Genomic DNA, 20,369 nt, shown 5'->3' on the forward strand with positions numbered 1-20,369 from the left:
CACCTTAAAGCCAGGGCTAGGAGAGGGATCAACAAGCGTACGAACCTAGGTGTAACTGGCTGCTCAGCCCATCAGTGTTTCGACGGCGGTTAGCTGAGCCGATGTAAGCACGCCGCCACTTGCATTCATCCGGTGAAGCCATTCGGGCGCCGTTAGCTTTTCACCTCGCTTGACGAGATACCCATACTCATCACGCATCGTCTGAAGCGCGTCAATCATTTCAGGATATGACGGACCTCCATCGAATAGCACACAAAGACATCCCACGCGCGAGCGGCTGATCCCGAACATTGTTGTGGATCGCCGCGTCGCTACCGGTGGGAGGTCAGTCTGGCGCTGGGTGCCCATTCGTATTCCATCCATGGAGATGCGCAGGGGAGCTGAGACCGAGCACTCTCGCTTCCGGTGCGTCTTGGTCAAGACAACCATTTACGAAAACTATACGGTGTGTAACTGGTCATGGCAACATGGCCTGATCCTTCCCTTTTCAGGGGGAGGCAATTATGTCGCTTAAGCCGGCATTTGCTGCTGTGCTTCGATCTGTGCGAAGCGCCCAGCACCGTACCCAGGAAAACCTGGCAGACGCAGCTTCGCGTACCTATCTGGGCAAACTCGAAAACGGAGCCTCAAGCATCACCCTAGACAAGCTCGACGAGCTTGCCGATGCGCTCAACCTTTCCCCTCTCACCTTGCTAGCTCTAACACTGTCGGCGCGTGACTCCGAATCCCCTCAAGACCGATTGGAACGTGCTTGTGAAGAAGTCCGCCTGATTGAGGGCAGCGTTGGTATGCAGGCGATCCGTGCACAGCTGGTAGGCGGCAAACTTGCAAAACGTAGCCCAAACCGCCCTGCTGATCTTGAAAAGCTGACTCTCGTTTTAGCATGCAAAGCGGAGGGCCTAACGCAAGCAGCCACGGCAAGAAAGCTCGGGCTTAATACCTCGACCGTCCAGTTCCTTTGGAGTCGTGCACTACCCTCCCCCGAGTAAAACGTTTGAAAGTAGCTTGCTAGGCTCTGTACGAAATACCGAGAAACCCAATCGGCGCCCCTGGGAAGCTTAGATTTTGTAGAGTCCCCCGCCATCAACGGAAAGGAATTCTGTGATGGCAAAGAGTTACGAACTCTCGGATGAGGCTTGGGTTGTGGTCGCTGATCTCTTCACCGAAACCCATGGCCGGGGGCGGCCCCGGCTGAGCGACCGCCTGATGCTCGATGGCGTGCTCTGGTTACTCTGCTCAGGGGCTGCGTGGCGAGATATGCCGGATCGCTTTGGCCCGTGGTCAACGGTCTATCAACGGTTTCGGGGCTGGAGAAATCAAGGGACATTCGATCAGATGCTCAAACGCTTGCACCTGAGATTGAATGAGCAAGGCTTGATCGATGTGCAAACCTGGATGATCGACTCAACCGCGGTACGCGCAACCCGAGCCTCTTCTGGCGCCGGGAAAAAAGGGGGCCTGACGAGCCTGCCGATCACGCTCTAGGCCGCAGTCGCGGTGGCCTGACAACCAAAATCCACATGCTCTGCGACGCCAACGGGACACCGTTGCGCTTCCTTCTCTCTGGCGGTCAAGCCAGCGACATCAGCTACGCACAACCACTGCTGGACGAAGTAAGCATTCCATCAAGTCAACGTGGCCGCCCGCGTAAACGCTGCAAGTGGTTGCTTGCCGACACGGGCTACGACGCCGAAGCGCTGCGCCGCTACTGCGACCAATATCGAATGCAGCCCGTCATTCCGATGCGCTCGATGAAGCGCAAGCCCAAGCCTGGCTTACCCAGACTGTTTGATCGGCCCAAGTATCGACAGCGCAACATCATCGAGCGCATGTTTGGCTGGTTAAAAGAGAACCGTCGGATCGTGACACGCTTCGACAAGCTCGCGAAAAGCTATGCCGCCATGGTCTCGCTGGCTTGTTCCGTGCGGTGTTTGCGACATCTCTTTTCGTACAGAGCCTAGGCTCGGTTTCGAACCGTATGACCGAGCCATCGTCGCGCTTGGCAGCGCTTGACTCTGGCCAGCCAGGTGCGCAGTTGGGAAGCACCACCGTCATAACCGCGCTCACGAATTCACGTAACAGCACGGTAGCGAGCAGCCAGAGCCGGTGATCCTGCTGGACTCGCTCGTGCAGATAGCCATGAAAGGCGTCGAGCTTTGTGGGTCAGGGAGCGTTGCGACACTACTGAGGCGTATGGACGTGCTGCTAACAAATTTGTAGTCTTGATGCTGGCCTTGCCGCTTTCAATCCTTCAGCCATCGCGGATTTGTGGCTCTGCACTGAAGGAGCAAAGGATTTGCGTCTGGGTATGGAAGCTGATGTGGAGACCTTTCTGAATACTCCACGTCCGTTCACTAACTTTGAGTTAGTTCACTAGAATAGCGAGGATGCTTAATTTATGTCGAAGCCCCCCAGTCAAATTGTACTATCAGGAGCTGCTCACTCTGCGAAAGTATTATTTCCAAACGTTGGTGATGTTGCAGTTCATCCTGGGCCGGGGAGGACGAAATACATTGATGCAACAATATATGACGGTGATTCATGGCGTGTATTGCATCTGAAAAGCTTTGGTTTTGGCTCGGGTAGCAGAGTGTATTGCGAACCGCATCAGATTGGACCAATCATGCGGGATATTCAGAACAAAATCATTAGCTGTAGGGGGGGCGTGGTTTATCATGAAATTCCCTTCGGCGAGAAGAAGCACAAATATGTATATCGAGGCGCCCCAATTTCTTCTTTTTTACAGCCTAATCCTTGGGGTATCTGAGAGGTGATGGGGTAAAAACTTCTTGGTGTAGATCGGCATCCCAGCGTTCGTACCACTAGGCCAAGCTGCTTTATTGAGATGGGTGCTGGGCTTTTACCGTTTTAATTTAAGCTCCGGGTAAGGCATTGTGGAAAGAAACCCTATGATGGCAAAGCGTTACGAACTCTCGGATGAGGCTTGGGTTGCGGAGACTGGTCTCTTCACCGAAATCCCTTGCCGGGGCGGCCCCGCCTGAGCGACCGCCTGATGCTCGATGGCGTGCTCTGGGTGCTCTGCTCAGGTGCTGCCTGACGAGATATGCCGGGACAACGGTTTATCAGCGGTTTAGGGGCTAGCGAAGCTCGGGGGCATTCGATCAGATGCTCAGCGCTTGCACCTGAGATTGAATCAGCCAGGCTTGATCGGTGTGCAAACCTGGATGATCGACTCAACCGCAGTACGCGCAACCCGAGCCGCTTCTGGCGCCGAATAAAAGGGGCTTGGATGAGCCTGCCGATCACGCTCTAGGCTCTGTATGAAAAGCCTTGAGACGAAGGTCAGACAAGGCGAAAACAGCCGAGAAGAAGAGTTTATGGATGGTAAATGAGCATTCCGAGGCCTTTCTCAACGCAGCGTCACCGAGTATCAAGGCTTTTCGTATAGCGCCTAATAAGGCTCGGCCCAGGCTTCAGATAATGTTTGCCTAAAAAGATTCGACAGCAGATGCGCATTGTTGTCCCGACTAATTTTCTGAATATGAGTCAGCTCGGGCGCGGCAAGTGTGCTTTCAATAAACTCATACAATCTAACGAATTCAGATCTATCCGTTAAGATTGCGTCACGACATTTACGCTCTACAAGACTATTGATATCTGACTGTACCTCAGGACTTATTGTCAGAGTGGAGAGCAAGTAGCTTAAACGCACAGGTGCCGGTTTTTGATACTTCGACATCCACAAGGCAGTCAGGAGCGGTCTCAAAGAGCTCAACATCAATTTTGAGTCTAACGTATCTGCGGCCATCCTCTTAAAATTACGCTTCGCTAGACCCTGGTAATGATGGATACCTATTCCGATAGAATAGATATCTGCGAGCAAGCGTTTGGCTTGCGAACGAAAGTGCGTTTTTTCTAGGTAGATCAAATCAGACTGAAGCCATTCGACAAATGATGAATTAGACTTCCAAAATAGTCTCAGTGCTTTGCGTAAGTCCCAGCCATGTAAATCCAAACCGTCCAAGGTTGAGAAGTCTATGTGGTCAGCCTGTTCCTCAAGAGAAATTGAAAGATACCAGTCTTCTTTATGAGCGTACACAAATCGAACATCATAATCGCTATTGATCGAGGATAATCCGTAGGCACGGCTGCCAGCCTCAATAGCCATAATTACGACTACATCATGGTCCGCTTCTATTTTTTTAAGTACCTTGCCAATATCTTCGTTGCTGATCATGGATGATTAACTCTTGTGAGTACGCTTCATCTTTTTATGACTAAATTTTATCAGGTCAACGGCGCATGCTTGGCTCAGCATGGGTTTCAAGATTTCCAAAAAACATGACCTCTTTTGCAATAGGCCTGGACAAATGTGTGGAGTAGTGAAATGAGAGTTCGCGCATACTATGAGCTTTGTATAGTTCACAAATCTCCACGCAATTATCATATGTCACAACCCAAGGGGCTTTAAGTGCAGCAACAGACTGTGAAATCTCAAGATGATCGCTTGGCCTGTAGTGGTTTCTATACAACTGCGCACCCTTTTTGTAGTACGGAGGATCTAGATAATATATAGATTCCGCTGCCAAATCTTCGTCATCAATTAGCTCTATAGCATCGACATTAGAAACTTTTACTCTTTCCCGAAGCTGTGCCAAGGACTCAATTCGCGCAACAAGTCCGGCCTTGTTAAATCTGGCATCTAACTTGTAATAGCCACTTTGAGCCTTGCCGCCAATCACTCCACCTCGAATGATACCGGACCTATTTGTCCTATTGAGAAAAAATGTCGCAAACCCCAATTTGACTAGATCGGAGGTGTCTCCTAGCAGCATTGCAGACTTTTGCTCTTCCCAGGTGTCAATCGTTATCGGGGTTTCATTTATTAGGCTTACTAGTTTTTCCGTATCATTAAATACAGACCACCAGAACGCATACACACCTACGTCAACGTCGTTAATTAGTATGCGGTCAATAAAATTGTTAAGCAGCAAATACACTGCTGCCCCCGCGCCACCTGCGTAGGGCTCAATGTACTGCCGATCCTTAAAGTTGTTATGCTTAACTAACTCGGCTAACCAAGCACCTAGCCGCCCCTTACCTCCAGGGTATCTAAGCGGGGTCACAAATGAAGGGGCAATGGACATGGCTAGCACAGTTCTTTAAGTTAATTTTCCGATTATACACTACCCGAGGCATTTGATCACTCACTAGACAAAGTCACTCGTCTAAATATGCGAGCATCGCGCTATCTACACCGTGCCCCTTAATCATCACGGCCTTTATCTTCGAGGTCAGGCCATCTAAAAATTTTTCGCATTCTTGTTTGTTTGCACGCGCCCATGCTCTGAATGGGTTGTACTCCGCCTTACCATGAATTGCTTTTTGAATCTCAGCATCTTTATAGAAATTCTTGAACGATTCACGAATCGGGGCTTGGTTTTTAATTAAGCTATCTTTTGTGATTTCATCCAAAAGATTAATTACGGGCGCTGTCAAGTTCAGCCTTCTTGTCAAGGCCACGGCAGCTTTTCTGAACACCGGCTTGGTGAACTTTATTTTGTTTTTCCAATAAGGGTCACTGTCTGGAAGATTATAAAGAAACTCAAATAGCAATTGATCTGGAGGAAGCGCTCCGGGGAGGAGTGCCACAGTAGGGTTAACATCAGCACCGTGAGCGTCCGCATCCAGTACGATGATGCTTTTTGAAAAGAACTCCGGAATTTTATGGTCAATTAAAGAAAGGTAGGACTTGCATCCAAGGTTTACCTCCTTCAGTGGCGATATAATTTTCCGCAAAGGGCGTTTAGTGACGATGGCGTCAAAAAAATCCACCGCCTCGCGATCCTCATAGTAAACGTTTATTTTCGGAAGATACTTATCATCATCGACCTCAATGGTCTTAGTAAGTATGTCAGAATATATCTCTGCCCAAGAAATATTTTCACGCCTTTCGATAGGCCCGTGAGTGTCGCTTAGATATATCGTCTTATAACTTTTACGATCCAGATTTGAAAGCCTGTAAATCTCCTCAATTATAAGCGGTGAGTGCGTGGTCATGATCACTTGTATATTGAGATTTTTTGCTTCTCTTGTAAGTATTTTTATTAGTGCTAACTGTGCGGCTGGAAAGAGCCCGGCGTCGGCTTCATCGATTAGAAGTATGCCACCCTTGTAATCAGCATACTCATCCTTCAATTTCTTGAACGATAGCAATGCCAGCAGCAGTTGCCCGGCATTATCTTCTCCAGCTGAGACGGCATCCTGATCGTAATTTTCTCCAAACGCTGCCGCAGATTTGATATTCCCTGTGGTTGCAGTCGCTCGACTTATACCCTTTTTGTTGAGTAACTCTTGGTTTAGCGAGATAAAGTCGGCAATATTGTCATTTAGGTATTGTAGGTCATAAGGTTCATAACCATCACGTTGCGTAATCGGTGTAAGTCTTTTGAGGCTGAGATAGATCACCGGGTGCGTTGGGTTCCTACTAGTATTCGCGCCGGGGATTGTTCTGTTGTTTCGAACAACAGGACGTGGATCAGGCCTATCTTTATAATCATATATACGAAGCTGCATTGTCGCTTGCTGGTTCGTGTAACCATCATATAAATGTATCGTGGTTTTCATGGAGCCCGTCACATCGTATGCTTTAGATAGCCTAAAATGCTCTCCAGGAAATGACTTATATGGCGACCCAGTAAGAGTTGTGTGGGGGAGCTTGGTTTTTTTGACGTAGTCAGTGCTAAAACTAAATATTTGAGCGACAATCCCTAGGATAGAAGATTTTGCCGTACCATTCTTCCCACATATGACAGTTATGCGTTGCCCAAAATCTATACTAATGTTTGACAGGGCACGAAACCTTTCAATCTCCAGCTTACTTATTGAAGTTACGTTCTTCTGCATTGCTACTTTCCTTGTACTGCCCTGTGCAGTTCATAAATTCCAAGTCATCAGGTTGGATCAGCGGGAAGCCTAGGTGTCATGGTTGTGCGCTGAGCCACTATTTGTCTGAATGGGCATAATGCCACTGCTAACGAAATTGTCGAGTCCGCTGTATTTCCGGTCTCCTCAACGGCTGTAGTCAACAAAATATGTGCCGTATTTTTGGCGTGGGGACTATGCTCTGTACGAAATGTATTCGAGCGAAGGCCCGTTTTCAACGCAGCATGGGCGAGCTCGGATGCATTTCGTTCAGAGCAGTTGGAGTAAAAGTCCGCCCAAGTCACTCCCTTCTTTTTCCGGAGATACAGGTGGTACAAGGGTGACAACCAGCTATGGCACAGCCTGTAGCTGTACTCCATGCATCTGCACTGGAAGGTACAGGTGGTACAAATTGACATGCTTGTACCACATGCACGCCACACCCTATTGACCGGTGGTACAGCCGAAAGCTCCGGGCACTATGGTGTACCTCGTGTACCCTCCGTACCCCACACAAATATGCCGTCAGCCAACGCACGCAAGCCGTTCGGGCGAGATCCAGTAGAAACGATCCTTTCCACCCTCTGGCAGTCGCCTCTGTGCTTGATGTTTGCCGTGCTCCCGCTTGGCAATGGCACCGGCAGAATCCAGCGCCAGTATTACGCGCCCCATGTCGTACCCTTTGGTAGCCTCCTCCAGACCAGACCGACTGAACAGGTACAGGCGGTCACCATTTTCTGCGTTATCCCATAAGCCAACACGATCTCGAACAGGCTCGCTCCCCTTAGCCGCGCTCTGGAAACGGCTGGCACCGTGACGGGCGATGAAGTCAGCAATGGCCCGCAATATCTGCCGGTCTTCACTTGGGCCATCACCACGCCCAGCGCGCCACACGTCGAACAGTTCCAGCATGGCTTCACGGGCGGCTCCAGCCGCCAGGGGTAGGATGCCGAAACTGATAGCCAGCTCACCGGCCATCGCGACTAGAGCGAAGCGTTCAGCAGCTCGGCTTTCCTGCCCGTTGATGCTGGGGTACTGCTCGCAAAACTGCGCCAACAGCGCAGGCAGTCCACCTAGCACGTCAACTTCCAGCAGCTTGCGGATGAACTGCGGCCCGGCGTGCCCGTAATGGGCCACGCTGGTGTGTTGGATGGCGTCGGAGAACTCTCGGCCTCCTGTCATGCCGTGCAAGTTGTCCCATGCGCCATATGTGCGGCGTGCGGGTATGTCCAATAGGCGAATTTCCTGCCCTACTCGGCTACGTTTGCCCCCTCCGGCCATCAGTGCAGATAGCCCCAGTTCGCCGGATGAAAACAGCATGACACGCCATCGCCTTGCAGCCCGTGCCGAACCGTTGCGACTGGCTCTGGTCTTGCCGGTTCCGTTTGCGATTGCGTAGATAACGGCGCCTATCTCACGTGGGTCGGCTTCGCCTATCTCATCAAGCGCCAGCAGCGTGTCATTGCGCTGGCTTGCAATGCCCTCCAGTCCGTTCCCAGTCGCGCGCCAAGTACGCTTGAAGTCCTCGGCGTGCCCCCATACGGACGCGCCGGCCAGAATGGCGGAACTCTTACCGGTGCTCGAGTCGCCGACAATATGAAAGCCGCCACCTTGCCGTTGAACGTGGTACAACAGCGGACCAGCCAGAGAAGCACATACGCTCAGAATAAGCAGCGGGTTACCGGCACACACGGCTCCGATACCCGCCTGCCAGCCTTCCAACGTGCCTCCTTGGCAGTAATCGTCACCATTGGCAAAGTCGCTCTGGAACATCGCCTTACCCACGCCGATATTCTGACGCGGCATGATGAACAGCGTTCGGCTATGCCAGCCGGTAGACGTGGCCGCTATAAAGCGTTCTTTCGGGTATTGCGCAGCAATGTACTGACAGACCTTGGTGCGGCGCTGGTAATCCACCTCCAGACCCCTAGCCAACAGAGCGGACAATATCGAATCAGGCTTGCCGGCCAGTAGCTCATTGGGCATTGCCCAAGTAAGTTCGCGGCCATCGGCATTGCGAAATCGCAGCAGGCGTCCGTAGTCACCGTCTTGCCCTTCATTGCGAGTCACAGCATCTACATGCAAAGGCCCACATAGCCATTCATCGGACGGTACATAATCGCCACTCTTTTTATCCAAGCTTTGCCCGTGACTCCAGACACCAGGGCGCAACTTCACGCCGTCCAAGGTGATGCCGTGGTCATAGACGCGATAACAAGGGCGTTCGATTGCTGGTGCTTCAGCTTCCGGTATCAGCGGAAAAACAGTAGCCACGCTCACTGTGCGGCCCTCCAACTGGCAAGATCGTTGAAGTCAGAAAGACTCAGCGGCTCCACACCACTCCAAGTCGGCAACACCAACCCACAGCCCAGCATGACGGCAGCACGTGTAGCAGCTTCCCAGCCAGCGTTGCCTTTGCCGTCAGCCTCGGTTCTACGGTCGTCATCGCCAGCGATAATCAGCGGACTGTCAGGGTAGAGGCGTTGGAGTTGACGCCCCGCTTCCAATAGGTTGCCGGCGTTCATAGCGCAGGCCACGGCAAAGCCGGTTTCCGCATGGATGGTAGCGCCGGTTGCCCAGCCTTCGCAGACGTAAAGCGGCTGCCCCGGCTCTGGGGTGCTAATGGGTGAATACACACCATCCACGCGACCACCAGATAGAAACCACTTACTGCCGTCTGATCGGATGCGTTGAAGGTTCACCAGCACCCGCCCCAGGTACAGAGGCACAAGCAGCACGCTGCCCGACTGTCGCAGGCCGTAAGGCTGGCAGCCCTTTGCGATTAGATACGAGTGACGCGGATGCGCCGGGCCGCTACTGCTCCACTGCCGTCGAGCTACGATAGCAGCGGCTTGCTGGCGCTGGTGCCGCTCGGCTTCACGATGGCGCCGGGCCTGCTCGGTGCGCCGGGCAATTATTTGCGCCTCCATCGGATCGACAGGTTTGCGACTGCTCCAGTGGTGCCAAGCGCTGGCAGCCTTCCAGTTCCCGAACACACCCGATGCAATGCCCTCCAAGTGAAGAACATACCAGCCATATCGAGTGCTGGCCTCGTCGCCAGGCACACGGAAGCGGTGAATGATGCCATCGGCCACGGGCAGCCAATTGAGCGGGCCAAATGTGGCTTGAAGAGCATCACGAAACAGAAGCACGGGGTCAGTCATTGGCCACCTCTTGACGAGCTATGAGGGCACGCAACGTCCTACCGTGCAGTTCGGCACAAATGCGGGGCAGTTCATCCAACGATTTGACCGGATGGGCTTCCACGACTGCGCCACGACTGCGGCTGCTCAACCGCCCTAACTCAACACCAAGGGACTTCAGAAAAGGCCCGAGCAGCGGGTACGGCTGTTTTGGATAGGTGACGAAAAACATCACGATGGCTTTCTCCGAGCAAGCCGATCCCATCAGCGCAAAAGCGCCGTTTTGAATTTTCATGGATGAGTTCTCTATGGACTTGTCTGGGGCAGTGGCCTAACGGCAACCAATGCGTAATAAGCATCAATGCCGGTATGCACTCCGACTGGATCTAGATTCCAACCAAGAGGGCTGGGAGCTTCCAGCGGCACGGTGGGCTTGACAAAATGAAGCTGAAAACTGTGACCGAGCGCGACTTAAACACCGATGGAAACATTAGGATTTCTGCCCCTCATCTGATGCCGGAGGGCACACTCCGTGAGCGTCCAAAGCTCGGGGATGCCACGGTACATAAGGATTTCGTCGCTTTGCATGCCACCTGCCTCTTGCATTTACATCAGTGCTCGAAACACGGTCCGGGCACGTTCAAACTGGTTTGGCAGCAGGCTATAACGGGTCACGGTACAGGCTGCTCCCCAGCAGTTCGGGACTCGCTCTTGCTGGCGCTGGAAGGCCAGACCGTGGCGGTTCGCCAGAGAAGCAATAGTGCTATTTAGACAGTGATCACCAATGTGTTCAGCTTCGAAGCGGTTCAGGCTGGCGCCAGTCAACAGGTACGCCAAGACGCGGGCGATCTTGGACAGGGCTTCGGTGGCAATATCACCGTGCGATTGGGTGCGTATCTCTGCGAGAACATGGCCCTTTTTCATTTCAGACTACCTCGCCGGTATGGTTGGCCGTACGGCGCGCCAAGAATTCAGCAATGTCGTGAATTCGGTACTTCACGAGGCGGCCCACTTTGAGGAATGGCAAGTTGTAACGGCCAGTTGAACGCCATACCGCAAGGGTGGATGCCTTCACACCCAAGGCTATAGCCGCCTGCTTGTCGTCGATGTTGACAGGCGGGTACTTTTGATCGAAACCAAGCTGAGCGGCAATCTCCGACTTGATTGCGGCAATGGTCGCAGCGCTGGTGCTATGCATGTAGATGACCCCGTACTTATTGAGTTAGTGGGGCCATGATTGGCAAAAATTCGACTACGCACACCCTGCTTAATTAGGCCTCTTTTTCTTCCCTGGGCGCGCACTCTTGGCCATAAGCTCTTCCAGGCGCTTGTCGCCCAGCACCATCCCGGCTGCCTCAAAGGCGGCGCGGACAAAAGCGAGACGCCCCGGGGTTCTTGCCGGCAAGTTATGCTTGGACAGATATTCATCCCAGACGGTGAGACAGGCGCGTACAAGATTATGCTGGTGGGGCGTTCCTTTGGGCCCACATCGATCCAATCCGATGCAGTCAAGAGCTATCTGTACTGACCGCCGTACACTCTCAGGCGCGGGTATCTGAATGCCCGGCATTGCATCCGGGTCATCACAAAAAACCCACTTGGTTTGCAGACTCATGTCCATATCGTTCTGGGCTTTATTTATCCGCGCCAACGTGCCCTTATCGCACCGTTCGAGAGCTTTGCTCAGACCGGAATCGTCCATTTTGAGCATGGCCTTCAGTTGCGCCTTGGCATCTTTGTTGGTCGCCGCACGCTTTTGAGCCACTTGGTACGATTGGCTGGCAATTGCCACCGCGTGAAGAAGGCTCCACATTCCTTTCTCATCAACTCGCCCTCCAGTCAGCCGATGGACTTCTAAAATCAAGGCTTTGTTGATCTCGCCTGATACCTCTGTCTCTATTTCAAGCCTCGACCAATGACCCTGGGGCTGCCGCGCCCAATTCACACCAGTCATGCTGGCAACCTCCTCATGTGCGCTTGAACTCCAGCACATTGCCCGCCTTTAGCATCGCCTGGGTTGCCGCATTGACAGACTGACGCACGGGATCAAGATCAAGACGTGCGTAAATCTCAGTGGATTGCAGGCTCTTATGGTTCAGTGACTTACCGATGACTATCAGCGAAGCGCCGGTCTTTGCTTGCCAGCTCCCGAGGTAAGCGACGGATGCTGGCGCGACGAAGGATCGTCGCCCAGGCCTTTTTTGGCTCGACTATATGCCCAGTCTTGCCTGTACCAGGGAAGACAAAAGGTGAACTACCCCGGGTCTCCTTGATGGAGCGTAGAATGGTTACGGCTTCGGGCGACAACGTCACGCTCTGCGGCGTGCCGTTCTTCGTCATGTCGATTCGCCAAACGCCCGCGTCCAAGTCGATCTCACGCCAAGCCATTGATTGCACATTGGAACGGCGCGCGCCCGTCAACAGCGACATCAGAAAGAAGCTACTCAGACTTGATTCAGAAATGGCGGCTAGCAGATAAGGTAGCTCGCCCGGCTGGGCGAACCGGTCGCGTGAAACTGCCGGATTTTTCTGTATCCGCATAGCCGGATTGGTGCCAGTGAAGTGCTCGTGATCGACGGCAAAGTTGAAGACCGACGAGATTATTGCGACCGCTTTGTCGGCTTGGCGCTCGCTCTTCTTGCTGGTCTTCACGTGGATCGCCTTCACGTCGGCACGAGTTACATGTGAAAGCTTCTTCGACCTAATCAGCGTCATGTGCAGACGTAGTACGTCTAGATAGTCGTGCTTAGTGCGATCAGTAATCGGCGCACCGTTACGCTTTTTTTTGTTCTTCAGCATGTCTTCAAGCATTTCCGCAAAGGTCGGCTCTTCGCGAATGGCACGGCGTACTGCGGCTGGATTCGCGCCGGCCGCAAACTCACCCAAGATTTTCTGCGCTTCGGCCCTGGCCTGCTCGACAGTCATGCCAGGGAAAGTGCCAAGCTTCACCCACGCCATAGATGCGCCAGAGCGCTTCACTACATAAAAAGTGCGCGTGCCGGCGGACGTCAATCGTAAGGCTAGCTTCGGAACCTCGGTGTCATAGACAGTCGTTCGACTACCTGTCTCTGGCAGCGAGAGCGCTAGCAACGCAGTCTTGGTGAATTTAAATTTCACGGCCTACCCCTCCGACCGGGCTAGCACGGGCTATCAAAATTCAGCGATTTTGGTGATAGCCCGTAAAAGCATTAAAGCTCTACAGACCCTGATCCATATAGGCCCGTAGTGTAACGTAAAACTTCGTATACCCCCCTACCCTCTAACTTGTAATCAGTAGGTCCCGGGTTCGACTCCTGGTGCCGCACCATCACAAGATTGCAAAAACAGCTTCCAGTGTTTCTGAAGTCACCGACGGTTCGATACACAGTGTAGTTTTGGCCTCCGTCAAAGCTGGCAGGCGAACCACCGGCTGGCCGGGTGCCGTCAGCGATGGTTGCGGTATGGCAATGCGCTCATCGACATAAAAAGGAAAGCGCCGACCCCAGGGCATCTACCGCACCGAAAAGCGCTGCTTCAACCGTATCACCGGCACAGGCCATTTCAGGCACGTCGGCGCAGCTCACCCATGGGCCGCAGCCTCTCTCGTGCACGGCTACTGGGTAATTGTCCTGAACCGGAGCCCAAATTAAAGCGAATTTCTCTTCGTGCTTTGATATTGCAGGGCGATTGTCGAGTGTGATGTAATGCATCACACTTTATCGATAATAAAGAGCTTTCAACACAAAGGCCTCAAGGCGTTTTACGAAACCGGCTCGACTCGAGGGATCCGGGCCGACCATGACAAGCGGCTTGCGCGCCTGCTTCCATTTCTGGATCGCGCAACCTGTGCGGGCGACATCGACATGCCCGGTTGGAGGCTCCACCCGCTCAAGGCGACTTGACCTTGTATTGGTCAGTGACCATCAGCGGAAACTGGAGGGTAATTTTCCGATTCGACGGCACAGACGTTGAACTGGTTGATTACCTCGACTACCACTGAGGAGTTCCCCCAAATGGCCATGTTCAACCCCCCGCACCCAGGCGAAACCTTGCGCGAAGATGTGTTGCCCGCCCTGGATATCAAGGTGGCCGAGTTTGCACGCCGGCTCGGTTACGCCAGAGAAACACTGTCTCGAATCCTTCACGGCCATGCACCTGTCAGCCCGGACCTCGCCGTTCGGCTTGAACGAGCCGGCATCGGCAAGGCTCGAACCTGGCTGGCCATTCAGGCTGACTGGGATCTGTGGCAGGCCGAGCATCGCGAACAACCTGTGATCGAGCGCTTTGCGTCTATCGCGTGATACTGAAAAAGCCGACGACGATGGTTTTTCAGTTATCCACAAGCATGGCGCTCGAGCGCACGCTCAAGGTCAGCCAACTCAACACCTGCCCCCTCGCCGCATCTCGCGACACGCCCCGCGCAATCAACCCTCACCCGTGTAGTGGTCAACTGATCCCGGACACTGAATTGAGTTTTTCCTCTGCGACCGCAGGCGGTAGCCCTTCGTTGAATTGATGCGGTCGCCGCCAGTTGTACCGCTCCATCAAAAACCGACTGATATCTTGCTGCGCCAGCACAGCGCTCATGTAGCCCACCGTCGGTATCCATTCAGTCTTCAGGCTGCGAAATAGCCGCTCCATCGGCGCGTTGTCGTGGCAGTTGCCGCGCCGACTCATGCTCTGCGTGAAGCGGTATCTCCATAGTCTCTGGCGGAAACTCAGGCTGCCGTATTGGCTGCCCTGGTCGCTGTGAAACAGCACATTCTGAGGCCGGCCACGCTGCTCATAGGCCATATCCAATGCCTTGATCACTAGGTTGGCATCAGGCTTGGCTGAGAACGCCCAACCTACAACACGCCGGGCACAAAGGTCGATGACAGCCGCCAGATAGTGCCATTGGCCTTCAGCCCAGACGTACGTAATGTCACCGCACCAGACTGTGTTCGGGGATGCCACGCTGAACCCGCGATCAAGCACGTTCGGGATATCAGGCCGCTCCACGGTAGCCTTTTTGTAGGCATGGGAGCCCGGCTGTTTGCTGATCAAGTTCAGCTCGCGCATCAACCTACGTACCTTGAATCGCCCGATCTGCATGCCGTCCTCTTTCATCATCAGCATGATGCTCCGGCTGCCCGCAGCGCTTCGGCTTTGCGTAAACAACTCGTTCACGCGGCTACGCAAGACTACTCGTTCGGCATCCGGATACCGACGTTTCCGGCAGTACGCGTAGTAGCAAGATCGGGTGACATCAAATACCGAGCACAACAGATCAACAGGCTCTTGAGCCCGCAGTTGATCGATTAACGCGAACGCTCGTGTTCCTCGGCCATCAAGAGCGCGGTGGCCTTTTTTAAGATCGATTTTTCCCGTTCTAGCCGATTGATACGGGCTTCGAGTTCCTGGATTTTTTGCTGCTCAGGTGTCAGAGCCTTGCTGGTGGGAGTAACACCGCTACGTTCTTGCTGAAGCTGGCTCACCCATCGACGAAGCGCCGATTCGACCAATCCGAGCGAACGGGCGGCTTCGATATGGCTGTAGCCTTGGTCGAGCACCAGGCACGCAGCCTCGCGCTTGAACTCAGGGGTAAAGGTACGACGTTGCTTGGTCATCAGACACCTCTCTATGGCGAGCATTCTCGCCTAAATGGGTGTCCGGTTTCATTAGACCACTACACCCGTAACCCTTCCCCTGTCAGATGCCCTGGATACTTGCCCAACATCAGCTCGACCTACGTATCGCTCATGGGGTGGCAGCTGTACGCGAGTTGGCGGGCCTCTTCACCGGCAAGGCCGGCTCCTACAAAGGACCACGCCGTCGGTCGGAGCCAGCCTTGCTGGCGAATGGCACCCCACGCTAGTGGGCGCTCTGCCCTTCAAGCAACGCCAGAATCCGCGGCCAACCGGCAATGCCTGCCAACGCCAGCGAAGTCTGGCCGTTGCCGTTGGGCAGCAACGGGTCAGCGCCATGACGCAACAGCGCATCCACCACCGTGTAATTGCCCGCCAGCACCTCGCGGTGCAGCATCAGCCATCCCTCGTCATCCGGGTCTCGGGCCACCTGCGGCTGTGCGCTCACGCCCTCCTCGATCTTGTCGCGCATGTTCAAGGCCATCGGGTGCTCGGTGCATTCCAGCACCGCCAGCGTCTGCTGGTCTTGAGCACGGTTCAACGTACGGGAGAGCAGCCAAGGCTGCTGACCTTCTGCAGCCGGGACGACTTCGACCAAACCCGGCTCACCGAAATCCACACCCCAGGCCTCATCGTGTTCCAGGCGCTCGTCTTCGGGCATGGCCGCGCGTATCGCATCGACGGTGAAGCCGCCGTATACATGGCCCTGGCGCACATACATCCAGTCGTTCAGCAAGGCCAACGGCAGCGTCACAGGCTCCCAGGCCTTGAACGAGGTGGCCCAGCTTGGTTCATTCATCAGCACGCCGGTGATGGACTGCCCATCGAACTCGATCTCGCTCACCCACATGTTCTCGACGCTGGGTACCTCGGGGTCGTCGCTCTCGATGGGAAAGGACATTTTTACAGCCGCCATGTCCAGGCCCTTCACGATCCTGCGCGCCTCCCACGACAGCTCTCGCCAGAAATACTTGAACGTCGCCTGAGCACTGGCCACGGCGGCCTTGAACTCGTCGCTTTCGCCTTCAACACCGTAGATGATCTGTTCGGTCATAGGTAAATCGTTCCATCGCCTGGTTCACTGAAATGCTCAAGCCAGAGCACTTGCGGCCTGTGCCGCCACTTGAAAAACGGGAGCAGGATAACCTGATCCAGTGAACGTGGCAGCCTTGCCCCCAAGCCCCCGTTACGCTAAAAACCTGCACCCTTGGATACCACGCAAAAGGACAGGCCCAATGTTTGAAAACATCACTGTTACCGGCAGCCCGCTGGTGCTGTCCACAGACGCCGAAGTGGACCAGGCACAAGCTGTGTTGGGTACCCGCTTCCCCACCGGCTACCGCGAGTACGTCACGCAGTTCGGCGAAGGCATTCTTGGCGGCGTGTACGTGCGCATCTACCCGCCCCATCAACTGCTGCACGGCGAAAACAGCCAGGCCCAGTGGGTTGAGCGCATCAACCAGTACTGGTTCTGGGACGACGACAAGGAGCTGATGCCCAAGGAAAAGGCCTTGCAGTGCATCATCATTGGCGACACCTACGACGGCGACGAACTCATCATTCACCCCAGCGACCCGGAGCGCATCTATGTGCTGCCACGCCACAGTGAAGCCGCCCTCGTCGCGGGTAACGGGCTGGTGGAAGCGATCGAATGGCTGTGCAGTTCGAATGTGCTGACAGAAGCGTTCACCGAGCGCGACTTCGAACCGTTCGACAGCCGTGTACAGCCCTGACATGAAACGAATACCCAGGCGCACCCACGCCGGGTATTCGCCCGAACAATGAAATCCCGGTCGTCATCCAGAAAGACCCAACATCCGGCCATGGGCTGACCGGGCCCTGCACTTCGAATCGCTGGTAGCCGATGGCTTTTCAGTTACCCACAAGCATGGCGCTCGAGCGCACGCTCAAGGTCAGCAAACTCAACACCTGCCCCCTCACCGCATCTCGCGACACGCCCCGCGCAATCAACCCTCACCCGTAACCCATGCCCTGTCAGTTGCCCTGGATACTTGCGCAACATCAGCTCGACCTGCGTATCACTCAACCATGCCGCGCGGTCCAGGGACCAGCGCTGGTCCTGGAACTCGAACAGGCAGGCACCCGACACGGCATCGATAATCCGTGGCGGGTACACCCAGTGCGAGTTGCCGGCTTCCCACGGTGCAGCCTCGATGCGATAGCGGCCGTCGGGTGAGGTGGATTGGGTTTCAAATTGGGTCATCGGCATCGCGCTCCGTGCATGATCGGAAAGTCTGTCACAACAGGGGCTGAACAGGTCGGCCCCTGTTGCTTCCTCTACGCAGTGGCCTTGCGATTGCCCATGCCGTCGAGCACCGCATCCACCAGCACCTTGGCTAATTCCGTCGAATGCAACGAGACCCACAGCAGAACTTTGCTGGTGGAGTCCTCGGGGTGCAAACAGGCTTTCTGGAGGGTGTCGAAGATGCCTCTGAGCAACAGCGAGGCATGCATCAGGGCGTCTTCTTCGGGTATGTCAGCACGTACCAGGAAGAACGGGGCATGCCCGGTACAGAGGACACCAGTGCTGCAATGGGGAGAAGTCGGGGGATCGGGAACAAGTTTTTTCACGATGAAACTCCTGCTGGAAGGAGCCATCACCCACTGCGACCAAACAAATAGGTGACAGCTGTACGCAGGTTGGTCGACCGGATCAGCAGGCAAAACCGGCAGGCACGAATGCCTCCCACGTACAGCCGTCATAACTCGAGATAACTGGCGAACTAACGCCGTCACGTCGATTGACTGCATAGAATTGCGTACTGGTTTCGGGCGACCAAACCCGATCGCTGATGCTCAGCGACCGCAGGAGCCTAACGGCCTGCCTGAACCCCAGCAAGGCGCACCGCCCACGCAAAATCTGTCCGCATATTACAGTCCTTCAGACGTGTCTGGCCAAGCGTGTGTAAACGCAGCCCTGCGCCGCAGTGGACGGCCTCTTCGCCGGCAAGGCCGGCTCCTGCAGGGTGGCACCCACAAACGTACAAGCCAGCCAAAGGCTGGCCGTTTAACGTCACCTGCACACCACCTACCCACACTCTCAGGGGACACAATGGAAATCTTTCTCTACGCCTTCAGCGTGATGTACAGCCCCGGCCCGGTGAACGTGATGGGCCTGAACGCCGGCCTTACAGGCCAGTTTCGCCGCACCGCAGGCTTCTTCGTCGGTGTGGGCGGCGCGATGTTCGTGCTGTTCATCCTGTTCGGCTACACCGGCGAAGCCATCATCTCCAAGGCCGCGCTGCCCTACCTCGCCCTGGCCGGCGGGCTCTACACCAGCTACCTGGCCTTCAAGGTCTACACCGCCAGGGTCCAGCTCACCCAATCATCCGATGCCCCCGCCAAGGCGCTGACCTTCTGGAACGGCTTTCTGATCCAGGCCCTCAACCCCAAGGGCATGATGGTGGTGCTGCCGATCACCAGCGTGATGTTCCCCGCCGCGCACCTCAGCGGCGCCAGCATCGCCGCGGTGTCGGCGCTGATCGCCCTGGGCGCTGCCGGCGCGCCGGGCCTCTACGCCTTGCTGGGCGCCGTGCTGGGCAAGCGCATCAGCAAAGAGGTGTACTTCAACCTGTTCAACCGCCTGATGGGCCTCGCCCTGGCCGTGTGCGCCGCCTTCATGTTCCACGATTTCTACATTCACATTCAGGCAAACGCCGGCACGCTGTAACCTGTGTTGTCGCCGGCCTGACTCTATCGCTCGAAAGGTGAGCAGAATGCTCGATCTACCGTCACCGCAAGACTGGGTGAAGCACGCCCCTCCGTCCCCCAGGGTCGAACGCCTGGAGGCCTTCTTCAGCGCCCACGGTTTCGACCCGCACCGCCACGATACCTATGCCATCGGCCGCACCCTGGCCGGGGTGCAGAGCTTCAGCTACCGCGGCGCCAGCCGGCACAGCCTGCCTGGGGAGATCCTGGTGCTGCACCCGGACGAGGTCCACGACGGGCATGCGGGCTCGGCGTCGGGGTTTCGCTATCGCATGCTCTACCTCACCCCGGCGCTGGTGCAGGAGGTGCTCGGGGGCCAGCCGTTGCCGTTTCTCAAGGGCGGCATCTCCCGCGACCCGCGCCTGGCGGCCGCCACCCACGCGATGCTCGCTAGCATGGACGACAGGCTAGACCCGCTCGAAGAGGACGACGCGCTGCTGGGCCTGGTAAGCGCGCTGCAGGCCGTGTGCGGGCGCCCGGCATCAAGGCAGGCCCACGACTACGCCGCCGCCCGGCGTGCCCGCGAGTACATGGATGACAGCCTGGAGCAGCCCATCACCCTGGATGACCTGGCCGCCTGCGCCAACCGCGACCGCTGGAGCCTGTCCAAGGACTTTCGCGCCTACTTCGGCACCAGCCCCCATCGCTACCTGACCCTGCGTCGCCTCGACCGTTTCAAGGCCTCGGTATTCGCCGGTCAGTGCCTGGCGGACGCAGCCGTAGAGGCCGGTTTCTTCGACCAGAGCCATATGTCCAGGCACTTCAAGAACGCCTACGGCATCACGCCCTCGCGCTGGTGCAAACCCCTGCTCGGGCGCCTTGATTGAGTTTGCGCGCTGGCGGGTGGTGGGGTCGCCGACCTTGATATCCCCACCCCCATCCGTTATAGATAAAAAGGAAACCATAACGAAAAGAGGCCATTCCAGCCCCCCATGAACGAGATCACACGCATCTTTCGCCCTTCAGGCCCCCATTTTGCGCCCTGCGCTGATGGCTACGGGCCGAA

At 55.3% G+C, this 20,369-nt stretch carries 21 protein-coding genes and 2 pseudogenes; 9 read left to right on the forward strand and 14 right to left on the reverse strand.

What is annotated here, in order from left to right; genetic code table 11:
- Positions 1-503 precede the first annotated feature (503 nt).
- The 4 genes and pseudogenes from ACPRTJ_RS08725 to ACPRTJ_RS08740 form a co-directional block, all read left to right on the forward strand.
- Positions 504-989 carry a helix-turn-helix domain-containing protein gene (locus tag ACPRTJ_RS08725; protein WP_426428589.1) on the forward strand — a complete coding sequence of 162 codons (486 nt, stop codon included), beginning with the start codon at positions 504-506 and terminating at the stop codon, positions 987-989.
- Between the two features lie 115 nt (positions 990-1,104).
- A protein-coding gene (locus ACPRTJ_RS08730) for an IS5 family transposase (protein ID WP_426428590.1) occupies positions 1,105-1,961 on the forward strand; the annotation gives its coding sequence in 2 pieces (ribosomal slippage) (positions 1,105-1,446 and positions 1,449-1,961; 855 coding nt in all).
- A 437-nt stretch (positions 1,962-2,398) separates the two neighbouring features.
- The gene (locus tag ACPRTJ_RS08735; protein ID WP_426428592.1) at positions 2,399-2,767 is read left to right on the forward strand and encodes a hypothetical protein; all 369 of its coding nucleotides are present in this window, start codon (positions 2,399-2,401) and stop codon (positions 2,765-2,767) included.
- 145 nt (positions 2,768-2,912) lie between these two features.
- Positions 2,913-3,276 (forward strand): annotated as a pseudogene (locus ACPRTJ_RS08740) (transposase); the annotation flags it as partial.
- A 136-nt stretch (positions 3,277-3,412) separates the two neighbouring features.
- Here the strand turns inward: ACPRTJ_RS08740 and ACPRTJ_RS08745 are convergent.
- The 10 genes from ACPRTJ_RS08745 to ACPRTJ_RS08790 all read right to left on the reverse strand — a co-directional run bounded on the left by ACPRTJ_RS08745 (position 3,413) and on the right by ACPRTJ_RS08790 (position 13,145).
- Positions 3,413-4,198, reverse strand: coding sequence for a nucleotidyltransferase domain-containing protein (locus ACPRTJ_RS08745; RefSeq protein WP_426428594.1), 786 nt, complete (start codon positions 4,196-4,198; stop codon positions 3,413-3,415).
- A gap of 55 nt (positions 4,199-4,253) precedes the next feature.
- Positions 4,254-5,108 (reverse strand): DNA adenine methylase, encoded by an 855-nt coding sequence (locus ACPRTJ_RS08750; protein ID WP_426428595.1) that lies wholly within the window; start codon positions 5,106-5,108, stop codon positions 4,254-4,256.
- A gap of 73 nt (positions 5,109-5,181) precedes the next feature.
- Complete coding sequence (locus ACPRTJ_RS08755; protein ID WP_426428597.1) at positions 5,182-6,867, reverse strand: AAA family ATPase; 1,686 nt, start codon at positions 6,865-6,867, stop codon at positions 5,182-5,184.
- Between the two features lie 543 nt (positions 6,868-7,410).
- Positions 7,411-9,165: a DUF927 domain-containing protein gene (locus tag ACPRTJ_RS08760; RefSeq protein WP_426428599.1), complete on the reverse strand. Its 1,755-nt coding sequence runs from the start codon at positions 9,163-9,165 to the stop codon at positions 7,411-7,413.
- Positions 9,162-10,049 (reverse strand): toprim domain-containing protein, encoded by an 888-nt coding sequence (locus ACPRTJ_RS08765; protein ID WP_426428600.1) that lies wholly within the window; start codon positions 10,047-10,049, stop codon positions 9,162-9,164. Before ACPRTJ_RS08765 ends, ACPRTJ_RS08760 begins: the two co-directional genes overlap by 4 nt.
- Complete coding sequence (locus tag ACPRTJ_RS08770) at positions 10,042-10,323, reverse strand: hypothetical protein (RefSeq protein WP_426428602.1); 282 nt, start codon at positions 10,321-10,323, stop codon at positions 10,042-10,044. The genes ACPRTJ_RS08765 and ACPRTJ_RS08770 overlap by 8 nt, the downstream gene beginning before the upstream one ends.
- Positions 10,324-10,634: 311 nt before the next feature.
- On the reverse strand, positions 10,635-10,952 hold the full coding sequence (locus tag ACPRTJ_RS08775; RefSeq protein ID WP_426428604.1) for a hypothetical protein: 318 nt from the start codon (positions 10,950-10,952) through the stop codon (positions 10,635-10,637).
- Position 10,953: 1 nt separating this feature from the next.
- The gene (locus tag ACPRTJ_RS08780; protein WP_426428605.1) at positions 10,954-11,226 is read right to left on the reverse strand and encodes a helix-turn-helix domain-containing protein; all 273 of its coding nucleotides are present in this window, start codon (positions 11,224-11,226) and stop codon (positions 10,954-10,956) included.
- Positions 11,227-11,295: 69 nt separating this feature from the next.
- A complete protein-coding gene (locus ACPRTJ_RS08785; protein WP_426428606.1) occupies positions 11,296-11,982 on the reverse strand; it encodes a hypothetical protein in 687 nt (228 codons plus the stop codon).
- 149 nt (positions 11,983-12,131) lie between these two features.
- Positions 12,132-13,145 (reverse strand): tyrosine-type recombinase/integrase, encoded by a 1,014-nt coding sequence (locus ACPRTJ_RS08790; RefSeq protein WP_426428608.1) that lies wholly within the window; start codon positions 13,143-13,145, stop codon positions 12,132-12,134.
- 584 nt (positions 13,146-13,729) lie between these two features.
- On the opposite strand from ACPRTJ_RS08790, the pseudogene ACPRTJ_RS08795 reads away from it, so the two are divergent.
- Positions 13,730-14,007, forward strand: a pseudogene (locus ACPRTJ_RS08795) (type II toxin-antitoxin system RelE/ParE family toxin).
- A 13-nt stretch (positions 14,008-14,020) separates the two neighbouring features.
- On the forward strand, positions 14,021-14,308 hold the full coding sequence (locus tag ACPRTJ_RS08800; protein WP_043859808.1) for a HigA family addiction module antitoxin: 288 nt from the start codon (positions 14,021-14,023) through the stop codon (positions 14,306-14,308).
- Between the two features lie 145 nt (positions 14,309-14,453).
- Here ACPRTJ_RS08800 and ACPRTJ_RS08805 read toward each other — a convergent pair.
- Both ACPRTJ_RS08805 and ACPRTJ_RS08810 read right to left on the reverse strand, forming a co-directional pair.
- Positions 14,454-15,616 (reverse strand): IS3 family transposase gene (locus tag ACPRTJ_RS08805; RefSeq protein WP_100632666.1). Its coding sequence is split into 2 segments (ribosomal slippage): positions 14,454-15,364 and positions 15,364-15,616, totalling 1,164 coding nucleotides; the frame shifts between segments, so codons are not numbered across the junction.
- Between the two features lie 244 nt (positions 15,617-15,860).
- Complete coding sequence (locus ACPRTJ_RS08810; RefSeq protein ID WP_426428610.1) at positions 15,861-16,688, reverse strand: DUF2314 domain-containing protein; 828 nt, start codon at positions 16,686-16,688, stop codon at positions 15,861-15,863.
- Between the two features lie 181 nt (positions 16,689-16,869).
- Here ACPRTJ_RS08810 and ACPRTJ_RS08815 point away from each other — a divergent pair, with 181 nt between their 5' ends.
- Complete coding sequence (locus ACPRTJ_RS08815) at positions 16,870-17,367, forward strand: SMI1/KNR4 family protein (protein WP_043859806.1); 498 nt, start codon at positions 16,870-16,872, stop codon at positions 17,365-17,367.
- A gap of 143 nt (positions 17,368-17,510) precedes the next feature.
- Here the strand turns inward: ACPRTJ_RS08815 and ACPRTJ_RS08820 are convergent, their stop codons facing one another.
- Together ACPRTJ_RS08820 and ACPRTJ_RS08825 are read right to left on the reverse strand one after the other, a co-directional pair.
- A complete protein-coding gene (locus ACPRTJ_RS08820) occupies positions 17,511-17,858 on the reverse strand; it encodes a hypothetical protein (RefSeq protein ID WP_426428611.1) in 348 nt (115 codons plus the stop codon).
- 74 nt (positions 17,859-17,932) lie between these two features.
- Positions 17,933-18,226, reverse strand: a complete 294-nt coding sequence (locus ACPRTJ_RS08825) for a DUF3077 domain-containing protein (protein WP_100632944.1) — start codon at positions 18,224-18,226, stop codon at positions 17,933-17,935.
- A gap of 481 nt (positions 18,227-18,707) precedes the next feature.
- Between ACPRTJ_RS08825 and ACPRTJ_RS08830 the strand changes: the two genes are divergently transcribed.
- Both ACPRTJ_RS08830 and ACPRTJ_RS08835 read left to right on the forward strand, forming a co-directional pair.
- The gene (locus tag ACPRTJ_RS08830; protein WP_275729953.1) at positions 18,708-19,325 is read left to right on the forward strand and encodes a LysE family translocator; all 618 of its coding nucleotides are present in this window, start codon (positions 18,708-18,710) and stop codon (positions 19,323-19,325) included.
- Between the two features lie 46 nt (positions 19,326-19,371).
- Positions 19,372-20,190, forward strand: a complete 819-nt coding sequence (locus tag ACPRTJ_RS08835; RefSeq protein ID WP_054915940.1) for an AraC family transcriptional regulator — start codon at positions 19,372-19,374, stop codon at positions 20,188-20,190.
- Positions 20,191-20,369 lie beyond the last annotated feature (179 nt).

Source organism: Pseudomonas palmensis, from assembly GCF_049942755.1.
In the GTDB taxonomy this organism is placed as follows: Bacteria; Pseudomonadota; Gammaproteobacteria; order Pseudomonadales; family Pseudomonadaceae; genus Aquipseudomonas; species Aquipseudomonas palmensis.

What these genes read in the sequence shown, in the direction of transcription:
- ACPRTJ_RS08725 (WP_426428589.1), top strand. Translation starts at nt 504, where the DNA reads ATGTCGCTTAAGCCGGCATTTGCTGCTGTGCTTCGATCTGTGCGAAGC.
- ACPRTJ_RS08735 (WP_426428592.1), top strand. Translation starts at nt 2,399, where the DNA reads ATGTCGAAGCCCCCCAGTCAAATTGTACTATCAGGAGCTGCTCACTCT.
- ACPRTJ_RS08745 (WP_426428594.1), bottom strand. Translation starts at nt 4,198, where the DNA reads ATGATCAGCAACGAAGATATTGGCAAGGTACTTAAAAAAATAGAAGCG.
- ACPRTJ_RS08750 (WP_426428595.1), bottom strand. Translation starts at nt 5,108, where the DNA reads ATGTCCATTGCCCCTTCATTTGTGACCCCGCTTAGATACCCTGGAGGT.
- ACPRTJ_RS08755 (WP_426428597.1), bottom strand. Translation starts at nt 6,867, where the DNA reads ATGCAGAAGAACGTAACTTCAATAAGTAAGCTGGAGATTGAAAGGTTT.
- ACPRTJ_RS08765 (WP_426428600.1), bottom strand. Translation starts at nt 10,049, where the DNA reads ATGACTGACCCCGTGCTTCTGTTTCGTGATGCTCTTCAAGCCACATTT.
- ACPRTJ_RS08770 (WP_426428602.1), bottom strand. Translation starts at nt 10,323, where the DNA reads ATGAAAATTCAAAACGGCGCTTTTGCGCTGATGGGATCGGCTTGCTCG.
- ACPRTJ_RS08775 (WP_426428604.1), bottom strand. Translation starts at nt 10,952, where the DNA reads ATGAAAAAGGGCCATGTTCTCGCAGAGATACGCACCCAATCGCACGGT.
- ACPRTJ_RS08780 (WP_426428605.1), bottom strand. Translation starts at nt 11,226, where the DNA reads ATGCATAGCACCAGCGCTGCGACCATTGCCGCAATCAAGTCGGAGATT.
- ACPRTJ_RS08785 (WP_426428606.1), bottom strand. Translation starts at nt 11,982, where the DNA reads ATGACTGGTGTGAATTGGGCGCGGCAGCCCCAGGGTCATTGGTCGAGG.
- ACPRTJ_RS08800 (WP_043859808.1), top strand. Translation starts at nt 14,021, where the DNA reads ATGGCCATGTTCAACCCCCCGCACCCAGGCGAAACCTTGCGCGAAGAT.
- ACPRTJ_RS08810 (WP_426428610.1), bottom strand. Translation starts at nt 16,688, where the DNA reads ATGACCGAACAGATCATCTACGGTGTTGAAGGCGAAAGCGACGAGTTC.
- ACPRTJ_RS08815 (WP_043859806.1), top strand. Translation starts at nt 16,870, where the DNA reads ATGTTTGAAAACATCACTGTTACCGGCAGCCCGCTGGTGCTGTCCACA.
- ACPRTJ_RS08820 (WP_426428611.1), bottom strand. Translation starts at nt 17,858, where the DNA reads ATGACCCAATTTGAAACCCAATCCACCTCACCCGACGGCCGCTATCGC.
- ACPRTJ_RS08830 (WP_275729953.1), top strand. Translation starts at nt 18,708, where the DNA reads ATGGAAATCTTTCTCTACGCCTTCAGCGTGATGTACAGCCCCGGCCCG.
- ACPRTJ_RS08835 (WP_054915940.1), top strand. Translation starts at nt 19,372, where the DNA reads ATGCTCGATCTACCGTCACCGCAAGACTGGGTGAAGCACGCCCCTCCG.